A 9,854-nucleotide genomic window follows, 5' to 3' on the forward strand; every position below is an offset into this window, starting at 1 on the left:
GTTGAGCCGATGCCATAGTGTGAGAGCACGCAGGTCCTAGTACTCTGGCGGGACGTTCAGATGTTGGTCGAGGGCACAGGGCATGATCCGTCTCGTCAAAGCACGTCGAGCGGCAACGCAAGTTGTCCCCTTGGTCTGGCGGGGTGCGCAAATGCTGGCCGAGCGGTGAGTGGGCTACGCTGCGAGCGTGAACTTCCTGGCGGCCCCGATGGTGGTGCGTTCAGGCTGCCGAACGACTGCACAGCTATCCATTGCAGGGTTTCATCTCACGACCAAAAGCAGAAAGGTGACCTGGCACGCCAGAAATTGCGCGTGCTTGAATACTGCGCCCATAAACAATATTGAGTGGGTTACACATTTGAAGAAACATTATCGGGAATGAACGACAATCGCCCCGAGCTGCACAAGGGCGCTGGCGATCCCAGGAGCGGAACACGCCAGCCTTTTCAGGCGCAGTGCGCGTTCTGGTTATGAAATCATCCAGAGCTTATTTCTCATGTCCGTAGAAAAGAGCAGGGAGCGATAATGCCCCCTACCCATCCTGTTCTGTCTCTACAACAGACTCCGTAACACACCGATCACACGTCCCTGAATCTGCACATTTTCAGGCGAGGTATAGATTGGTTGCATCGTAGCGTTGGCCGGTTGGAGGCGGATGCGACCATTTTCGCGGTAGAATTTCTTAAGCGTGACCGCATTTTCGTCGATCAACCGCGCGGCAACCATCTGTCCATTCTCAGCCGTCTCCTGGAACCGCAACAAGACATAATCGCCATCATCAATCAGGGCATCGATCATCGACTGTCCGCGCACCCGCAGCGCATAGACGCCGTTCAAGCGGTTGGGTGGCACGATGTTAGCCGGTACTGTGACCTGCTCAGCCTGATCGAGATTGACCTCTTCGGGATCGGGTAGGGGAGAACCGGCAGTAATTGTGCCAAGGAGCGGTACGCGCCCAAAATTCTGGCTCAAGAGCGCTGGGGAAAGGTCGGGAATGCTAATGCCGCGGGAGATTTTATCATTGCGAACAATCTTGCCGAGTTTTTCGAGGACTTCGAGATTGTACGAGACCACTGAGGTAGATGAGATGTCTAAATCGCGCTGAATGTCACGGATAGAGGGGGAAATACCCCGCTCTTTGATGAAGCTTACAATGTATTGATACATTTTCTCTTGTCGATCAGACATCTCTCGTCGTGGCATAGTTGCCATCCTTTCAATAGGCCGCAGCCTCAACAAGCATGGACGGCGGCAAAAAAACTAGAACTTATGTAGCAATTATAGCTTCCGAACACTTGTTTTGTCAAGTACGTTTGTTCAAGTTTTGGGCGCAAACTGGCGAGTCTGCACGGCAAGCCGGTCGCTTCGAGTATAATTGGAACATATGAACACGACAACTATGCCAAATGATCGCCTGGCCGCTCAACGCCGCACTTTACGGCTTGCGTGGCTGACGTTAATTGTCTTCTTCGGATTGTTTTTAGCGCTGGTGACCGGTGTCGCGCTCACAGTGCGCCAGTGGTATCTCTCATCGACGGACTCGCAGAAGGCAACTCTGATCGTGCGCAGTGTCGATGAGAGTATCGTCTGGCAACCGGCTGGTCGGACGATCTTTCAGGGCGCTCGCGATCAGCAGGAGCTAGGTGAAGGCGATGTGGTGCGGGCGTTACCAAATGCCGGTTATGGTCAGGTGGCGTCGTTGCGTTTGTTTGAGGGCAGCCAGCTTGATCTGTGGGCGGGAGCTGAATTGCGTTTGAGTGAGTTGCGCGCGACACGCTGGTATAGCGGCGCGTTGCAAATCACGCTCGAGCAGACGGGCGGTTATGTGCGCTACGATTTGCGTGACGATCAGCCATTCGATTCGGTGCGTTTTACCGTGCTGGTGGGTGACGCGCGGGTTGAGTTGATGCCCGGTGGTAGCTACAGTATCGGTTTGTATCCGCCCGAGCGGCGAGTAACCCGGATCGATGGTCGCCCCGCATTGATTGCCGATATTGCCGCGCGCTCCGGTAGCGCCATAGTGACCGGTGTGGCAGGTCAGCCAGCGCGACTGGTTGCCGGTCAACGGATTGAAGTGGATCCTGCCGGATTGCCAGGTCTGTCGGTGCCGGCGCGTTGGGAGTTGATCCGCGACGGCGGTTTCTCGCTCTTCTCCGAAGCTGAGTATAACAACACTACTCGCGCCGACGATCCAACCCTGCCACGCGCCACAACCTGGCAGGTGTCGGGAACGCCAAGTCTACCGTTGCCCGAACGGGGCTTTTTCCGCCTGGCGCTGATTTGTCGTCCAACCAATACGATGCTGACGTGTCCGCCGGAAGACTGGCGCACTGCGGCCTGGTTTTATCGCACAGGCGGGCAGGTAAACGGCTTTGTGACCAGTATTCGGCAGTCGTTAGGCGCGCAAGGTGCCGGGGTGGATGTTTCTGAGTTTCGCTCGCTGATCTTTTCACTCTGGGTCCGGGTTGATTATCAGTCGCTGCTGGCAGCCGGCGATCGTGGGACTGAGTGTCCGGTTATGATCCGGATTGTAGCGCGGCGTAGCAGTCCGGTTGATCCCGATGAAGAGCGGGTTGTGTGTATCTATACCGCCGCCAGTGACAATGATTTGCGCGTGCGCGCCGATGGCATTTTTTATCTACGGATTGAGCCGGCGACGTGGACGCAGTTCCGGGTCGATCTGCGAGATGAACGCTGGTTGCCTGATTATCGTTATATTCGCAGCGTCGAGATTTATGCCAATGGGCACGATTACGATGCGAAAGTTGCCGAAGTTTCGTTAATCGGAATGCAATAAACGGGCCATGATCCTTTACCACGGTGTCGATGTGATCGAAGTAGCGCGAGTTCGGCAGGCGGTGATCCGCTATGGTCGGCGATTTCTCGACCGCGTCTACACGGCTGCTGAGCAGACTGATTGCGGTCTGACAACAGACGTTGTGCGTTACGAGGCGCTGGCTGCGCGCTGGGCTGCCAAGGAAGCTTGCGCCAAAGCGCTCGGTATCGGCTTGCGTGGCCTGGGGGCGCTGGCCGTCACCGATCGCCCGCGCGCCGGTCTGCGCGAGATTGAAGTGGTGCGTGATCCTGTCGGTCGCCCGCAATTGCGATTGGCTGGGGTAGCCGAGCAGACCGCCTCAGCGTTGGGTATTCAGGCCATGGCGGTAAGTCTATCACATACGAATGAGCTGGCGTTGGCCAGTGTTGTAGCCTGGGGGGCGCCGAAGGTGGAGGAATGCCCCGATACGCAGTCTGGTTGAGCCGGTTATGGTCGCGCAGACTATAAGCCCGTGTTGTCCATAATATCGCGCAGAGCCATAGCGGAGTGTTCGATGGAATCCACTACTCTCCCATTTGTGGTCACTGCAGCGCAAATGCGAGCGGCGGAAGAGGCTGCGGTAGCCGCCGGAACCGGTTGGGCAATGTTGATGGAACAGGCCGGGGCCGGCGTGTCCAGGGTCGCGTTGCAACAGTTTGCCCCTCTGACCGGACGCGCGGTGCTGGTGCTGGTTGGTCCCGGTAATAACGGTGGCGACGGTCTGGTCGCCGCTCGCCACCTGGCCGATGCCGGCGCGCAGGTAACCCTCTACTGCTGGCGTCGAACCGTCGTTGATGACAATCTGCTGGCGTGTCGGGAGCGCGGAATCCGCGAATTGCAGGCGGCTGATGATCCAGATGGCGCGCTGTTGGGAGAGGCACTTGCCCAAGCTACGCTGGTTATCGATGGCTTGCTCGGCACAGGCGCTCGTCCGCCGGCTGATGATCTGGCAGCAATTATCACGCAAGTTAACGAAGTCCGATCGCGCCGCGCTGATCTGCGCGTGCTGGCCATCGACCTTCCCAGTGGCGTTTCTGCCGACAATGGAGAGGTTTCCACGGTTGCCATTCGGGCCGATGTGACAGTAGCGACCGGTTTGCGCAAACGCGGTTTGCTACTCTGGCCTGGTCGAGGGTACGCCGGCGCGATCCTGGTTGCGCCCATTGGCTTAAGCGCGCTAGATGGAGCACTAACGATGAGTGAATTGTTGACAGCAACCTATGCCCGGTCGCTGCTGCCGGCGCGTCCGGCTGATGCCCACAAAGGAGTATTTGGCAAAGTGCTGGTGCTGGCCGGCTCAATCAACTATCCCGGCGCCGCAGTGCTGGCCTGTGCCGGCGCGCAACGGTCGGGCGCCGGGTTGGTGACACTGGCCACCGGGCGGAACGTGCTGGCGCTGGCAACGTTACCGCCGGAAGTGACCCTGCTTCCGGTTGCCGAAGGCGATTGGGGAGCGATCGGGCCAGCGGCAATCGACGAGCTGGCCGATGATTTGCCTCGCTATCAGGCATTGCTGATCGGGCCGGGATTGGGCCAGGCCGAGGCGACGCGCCAGCTTGTGCTGCGCCTGTTCGGGCTGGATCAGATGCGTAGTCGCGCTCGCGTCGGTTTTGTCGCAGTGGGGGAAACGATTGCGCAGATACCGCAGAAAACGGTAGAATTGCCGCCAACTGTTATCGATGCCGATGGACTCAATCTCCTGGCGAGCGCGAATGGCTGGTTCGAGCGCTTGCCTCCCGAACGCTGCGTCTTAACGCCACATCCCGGCGAGATGCGGCGATTGCTTAACATAAACGAGCTGCCGTCCGATATTGTCGCAGTTGCGGCTGAAGCAGCCCAGCGCTGGCGGCAAACGGTCGTATTGAAAGGAGCGACAACAATTGTTGCCGGCCCAGACGGTCGAACATTGATCCACGACGGCGCCAATCCGGCTCTGGCCACTGCCGGTTCGGGCGATGTTCTAGCCGGGGTCATTGCCGGCCTGCTGGCGCAAGGATGTGCGCCATTCGCTGCCGCTGCTCTGGGTGTCTACCTGCATGGCGCTGCCGGCGCTCAGGCGCGCGCAACGTTGGGTGATGCCGGCGTTATCGCTGGTGACCTGCTACCGTTATTGCCTCAGGCAATCCGCGAACTGCGCGCAGGATGAGCTGCTGTCCAAGGACTGGAAAGGATGCGATGCGATGCGCATGGTAGAAATTATCGCCGCCAAACGTGACGGTCGAGCGTTGACAACGGCTGAAATTGAATGGGTCGTCAAAGGCTATGCAGCCGGCGAGATTCCGGACTACCAGATGGCGGCGCTGGCGATGGCTATCGTCTGGCGTGGCATGGATGATCGGGAAACGGCTGATCTGACTCTGGCGATGGCGCGCAGCGGCGACATGCTCGATTTACACGATGTCGCTCCGTTGACTGTGGATAAACATTCCACCGGCGGGGTTGGCGACAAAACCACACTCGTATTAGCGCCACTGGTTGCTGCGGTTGGCCTACCGGTAGCGAAAATGAGTGGACGCGGGCTAGGTTTTAGCGGCGGCACAATTGACAAACTGGAAAGCATTCCTGGTTTTCGCACTGCGTTAAGCGTAGAGCAATTCCGCCGCGCCGTTCAAGAGGTTGGGCTTGTGGTCGCAGCCCAAAGTGGTGATCTGGCGCCGGCTGACAAAAAACTCTACGCCTTACGCGATGTCACTGCCACCGTCGAATCGATCCCCCTCATTGCGGCGAGCGTCATGAGCAAAAAGCTGGCAGCCGGCGCTGATTGCATCGTGCTCGACGTAAAATACGGACGCGGCGCATTTATGCACACGTTAGACGATGCGCGTCAACTGGCGCAGAAGATGGTAGCGATCGGGCGACATGCCGGGCGCAAGGTGGCCGCCGTGCTCAGCAGCATGCAACAGCCGCTAGGGTTTGCGGTTGGCAACGCGCTCGAAGTGCGCGAAGCGGTAGCTGCCCTGCGCGGCTCAGGCCCATCCGATCTGGTCGAATTATGCCTGATCCTGGGCAGCGAACTGGTGCGTCTGGCCGGCCTGCGCGAGCGCAGTGACGATGCGCGAGCCTTGCTTGAAACTGCGCTACGCAGTGGCGCTGCCTGGGAAAAGTTTCGAGCGATGGTCGTTTACCAGAGCGGTGATCCGGAGGCGATTGAAGATCTCGATCGATTGCCGACTGCGCCAGTGCAGGTCGATCTGCCTGCAACCGAAGACGGTTTTATCGCCGCTATTGACGGTCAAGCGCTCGGGTTAGCGGTCAACGCGCTCGGTGGTGGTCGCGCCCGCAAAGATGATGCGATTGACCACTCGGTTGGGTTAGTGTTGCGGGCCAAGGTTGGCGCGAAAGTGGCAGCCGGCGATCCACTGCTAACCATCCATGCCGCCCGTCAAAGCGATGTCGAGATGGTTGCCGAACGGCTACGCAACGCCTATACTATGAGTGAGACACCACCGGCGCCCCTACCGCTGGTAGAAGAGATCATTCGCTAACGTGTGGACGCCTGATAACAAGGGTGACATTATGCCGATCTACGAATACATCTGTCCATCGTGCAACGGTCAATTTCAGAAACTGGTGCGCGGATTCAGCGATCCACCTGGCCTGGCATGTCCTCGCTGCGGAAACACAGAAGTGCGGCGCGCCATCTCACGCTTTGCCACCCTCAAATCAGAAGACGATCGGATCGAATCACTGGCTGACCCATCAAACTTTATGGGCTTAGACGAGAGCGATCCGCGCTCAATTGCGCGCTGGGCCAAACGACTCGGCAAGGAACTGGGGGAAGACGCTGGGGAAGATTGGGATGAGATGGTCGATCAAATGCTCGAGGAAGAGCTAAGTGGCAAAAAAGAGGGCGAAGAGAGCGAGAGCAGCAGTGCCAAACCCGACGATCTTGGATGGGCATAAAGCCGCTGCGTTAGCAGGCGAGAGCGAGTGCAGGCAATGAGCAGTTGCCCTGCGAAACAGTAGCGGACAACATCACGGCGGTCTCAATACTGACTGAAAACGTGAGCAAGTATGTCGAATTGCTCACATTGGCGCCGACCACCACAACGCGGCAGCTCTTGCGGTAACGGCGGGTTTGCATAAAAGACAAAACAACGTTATTATAAAGAAAAGCTGCCTTCGCGCGTTGCAAGCCTGGATTGAGACGGCTGAAGGCCTGGATCGAGACGAGTATGCGCATTCTCTTCTACACCGGCAAGGGCGGCGTAGGCAAAACCAGTGTAGCAGCGGCCAGCGCCCTCCGCTGCGCCCAACTGGGTTACCGCACGATTGTACTCTCGACGGATGCAGCCCACTCATTGGGCGACTCGCTCGGCGTCGAGCTACGCGCCGAACCGTTACAGGTTGCGCCCAACTTATGGGCGCAGGAGATCAACGCTCTGCACGAACTGGAGTCGAGCTGGGGAATTGTATCGCGCTATCTTGCCGATCTTCTGGCGTGGCAAGGCGTAGAGACCATCGCGCAAGGCGAATTGTCGGTAATTCCCGGCACCGAAGAACTATTCAGCCTGCTCCAGATCAAACGCCACTACGACGAAGGCAAATACGATGTCATCGTCGTCGATGCTGCGCCTACCGGTGAAACCTTGCGGCTCCTCTCACTCCCTGATGTCATGCGGTGGTGGATTGCGCGCCTCTTCCCGATTGCGCGCGCGCTCTTGCGGGTGGTACGTCCGGTCGCAAAGCGCGTAACCGACATGCCGATTGCCGACGACGAGGTACTAGCCTCGGCCCAGCAGGCCATTGATGCCCTGATCGACGTGCGGCAGTTACTGACCAACCAGCAAATCTGCACTGCGCGCATCGTGATGAATCTGGAAAAGATGGTCATCCGCGAAGCGCAGCGTTCGCTCACCTACCTGAGTCTCTTCGGCTACGCCGTCGATGCCATTGTCATCAACCGGATACTACCGCCAGAAGTTGATGCCCACTTTGGTCAGTGGCGAGCCATGCAACAGCAATACGCGCCGATGGTAGAAGAGATGTTCGAGCCACTACCACTCTTGCGCGCGCCCCACTTTTCGCAAGAAATTGTGGGGGTTGAACTGCTCTCGCAACTGGCCGATCACCTCTTCGGCGCCCAAGACCCTGCAGCCTTCCTCTATCAAGGCCCTACCCAACGGGTTGAGAAGAAGGCATATGGCTACGACCTGATCGTGCCACTCCCATTTGCTTCTGAAGATCAGGTACACCTGGCGCAGAGCGACGATGAACTGTTAATTTCGGTTGGCTGGCACCGTCATCGGATCGTTCTGCCGCAATCGTTAGCTCGCCTGCGCGCGCAAGATGCCTTCTTTGAAGACTCGTCGTTGCGCGTGATCTTCCGACGCGACGCGGCATAGCGTTGGGGTGTTTCAAACCACGCCTTAAGCGCGGAAAGGCGACCACCGTAGGGGCGGGTTTCAACCCCCCTACAGTGTCAATCCACGCCTTCCGCGAGGGAAGGCGACAGTACCACCCCTGCGCGGAGGCAGGGGTGGCGTTTCAATCCACGCCTTCCGCGAGGGAAGGCGACAGTACCACCCCTGCGCGGAGGCAGGGGTGGCGTTTCAATCCACGCCTTCCGCGAGGGAAGGCGACGCTCCCGCACGGTCAGAGAGCGCTCAAGAGCGCGTTTCAATCCACGCCTTCCGCGAGGGAAGGCGACTCGTATATCTCTGCATGGGTTGGATTGGTGGCGTTTCAATCCACGCCTTCCGCGAGGGAAGGCGACATCGAGTGGTTATTTCAGGTAGTAACGATTGGCAGTTTCAATCCACGCCTTCCGCGAGGGAAGGCGACCATCGTGATCCAGTACGCGCCAGGGGCAGAAAGTTTCAATCCACGCCTTCCGCGAGGGAAGGCGACCGATGCAGTGCATCGTGTGCATGATGCAATGCAGTTTCAATCCACGCCTTCCGCGAGGGAAGGCGACATCGAGTGGTTATTTCAGGTAGTAACGATTGGCAGTTTCAATCCACGCCTTCCGCGAGGGAAGGCGACCATCGTGATCCAGTACGCGCCAGGGGCAGAAAGTTTCAATCCACGCCTTCCGCGAGGGAAGGCGACCGATGCAGTGCATCGTGTGCATGATGCAATGCAGTTTCAATCCACGCCTTCCGCGAGGGAAGGCGACCGAACTAGTTTCTGCTTACCGCCTACCCATCGAAGTTTCAATCCACGCCTTCCGCGAGGGAAGGCGACAGCTAGCCCGTTCTAATGATCCGAATAATAGCCCGTTTCAATCCACGCCTTCCGCGAGGGAAGGCGACTTTACCCAGTCCTGATTATTCGGATAATGGCCCGTTTCAATCCACGCCTTCCGCGAGGGAAGGCGACCCTCAATCTCTAGGACACCAGTCGGCAACTGGTGAGGTTTCAATCCACGCCTTCCGCGAGGGAAGGCGACGCGATCTGTGTACGATACATTACTTACGTTACCGTTTCAATCCACGCCTTCCGCGAGGGAAGGCGACCGTCAACGACGAACACGGATGGCGGATTGATAAGTTTCAATCCACGCCTTCCGCGAGGGAAGGCGACCAAATGCTCCTATTAAGCGCTGATGTGCGGTTTCAATCCACGCCTTCCGCGAGGGAAGGCGACGAGGTCTCAATCTGTAGTCCGATAATGTGCCCAGGTTTCAATCCACGCCTTCCGCGAGGGAAGGCGACATACGGATGTATGATGGGGACACCAGGTACGAAGTTTCAATCCACGCCTTCCGCGAGGGAAGGCGACATACATCATCCTCCTCTACTAGGGTAGACACCCGGTTTCAATCCACGCCTTCCGCGAGGGAAGGCGACCCATCGCAAATGCCCCTATCAAGCGTTGATGCGCGTTTCAATCCACGCCTTCCGCGAGGGAAGGCGACCCGATAATGTGCTCGGGGAGGAGACAGCAATGCCTGTTTCAATCCACGCCTTCCGCGAGGGAAGGCGACATCACCAGACACCCAGGTTGCTGTCCTGTTACCTTGTTTCAATCCACGCCTTCCGCGAGGGAAGGCGACGTGACTCCTTTCGGTTAGATACGATGCGTTGCTGTGTTTCAA

Annotated in this window: 8 protein-coding genes and 1 CRISPR repeat array; of the genes, 6 read left to right on the plus strand and 2 right to left on the minus strand. The window is 58.1% G+C overall.

The genetic code is table 11. The features are described 5' to 3' along the window. Positions 1–552: 552 nt before the first annotated feature. Positions 553–1,203, minus strand: coding sequence for a transcriptional repressor LexA (lexA, locus tag Q0650_RS15190; RefSeq protein WP_298820447.1), 651 nt, complete (start codon positions 1,201–1,203; stop codon positions 553–555). A 181-nt stretch (positions 1,204–1,384) separates the two neighbouring features. Here lexA and Q0650_RS15195 point away from each other — a divergent pair, with 181 nt between their 5' ends. The 5 genes from Q0650_RS15195 (at position 1,385) to Q0650_RS15215 (ending at position 6,718) form a co-directional block, all read left to right on the plus strand. Continuing rightward, positions 1,385–2,797: a hypothetical protein gene (locus Q0650_RS15195; protein WP_298820449.1), complete on the plus strand. Its 1,413-nt coding sequence runs from the start codon at positions 1,385–1,387 to the stop codon at positions 2,795–2,797. A 10-nt stretch (positions 2,798–2,807) separates the two neighbouring features. Continuing rightward, positions 2,808–3,257, plus strand: coding sequence for a holo-ACP synthase (gene acpS / locus Q0650_RS15200; protein WP_298820465.1), 450 nt, complete (start codon positions 2,808–2,810; stop codon positions 3,255–3,257). A 72-nt stretch (positions 3,258–3,329) separates the two neighbouring features. After that, a complete protein-coding gene (locus Q0650_RS15205; protein ID WP_298820452.1) occupies positions 3,330–4,961 on the plus strand; it encodes an NAD(P)H-hydrate dehydratase in 1,632 nt (543 codons plus the stop codon). A 34-nt stretch (positions 4,962–4,995) separates the two neighbouring features. After that, entirely contained in the window at positions 4,996–6,300 is a 1,305-nt protein-coding gene (locus Q0650_RS15210; RefSeq protein WP_298820454.1) for a pyrimidine-nucleoside phosphorylase, read from the plus strand. Between the two features lie 31 nt (positions 6,301–6,331). Further along, the gene (locus tag Q0650_RS15215) at positions 6,332–6,718 is read left to right on the plus strand and encodes a zinc ribbon domain-containing protein (protein WP_298820456.1); all 387 of its coding nucleotides are present in this window, start codon (positions 6,332–6,334) and stop codon (positions 6,716–6,718) included. A gap of 10 nt (positions 6,719–6,728) precedes the next feature. Here Q0650_RS15215 and Q0650_RS15220 read toward each other — a convergent pair whose 3' ends face one another. Continuing rightward, positions 6,729–6,998, minus strand: a complete 270-nt coding sequence (locus Q0650_RS15220) for a hypothetical protein (RefSeq protein WP_298820460.1) — start codon at positions 6,996–6,998, stop codon at positions 6,729–6,731. On the opposite strand from Q0650_RS15220, the gene Q0650_RS15225 reads away from it, so the two are divergent. Continuing rightward, positions 6,991–8,160, plus strand: coding sequence for an ArsA family ATPase (locus Q0650_RS15225; RefSeq protein WP_298820463.1), 1,170 nt, complete (start codon positions 6,991–6,993; stop codon positions 8,158–8,160). The two genes, Q0650_RS15220 and Q0650_RS15225, sit on opposite strands and share 8 nt — an antisense overlap. A 9-nt stretch (positions 8,161–8,169) precedes the next feature. Continuing rightward, positions 8,170–9,812: direct repeats of the CRISPR family, unit length 34 nt; unit sequence GTTTCAATCCACGCCTTCCGCGAGGGAAGGCGAC. Positions 9,813–9,854 lie beyond the last annotated feature (42 nt).

Origin of the sequence: uncultured Chloroflexus sp., from assembly GCF_937129525.1 — a bacterium.
Taxonomy (GTDB): domain Bacteria; phylum Chloroflexota; class Chloroflexia; order Chloroflexales; family Chloroflexaceae; genus Chloroflexus.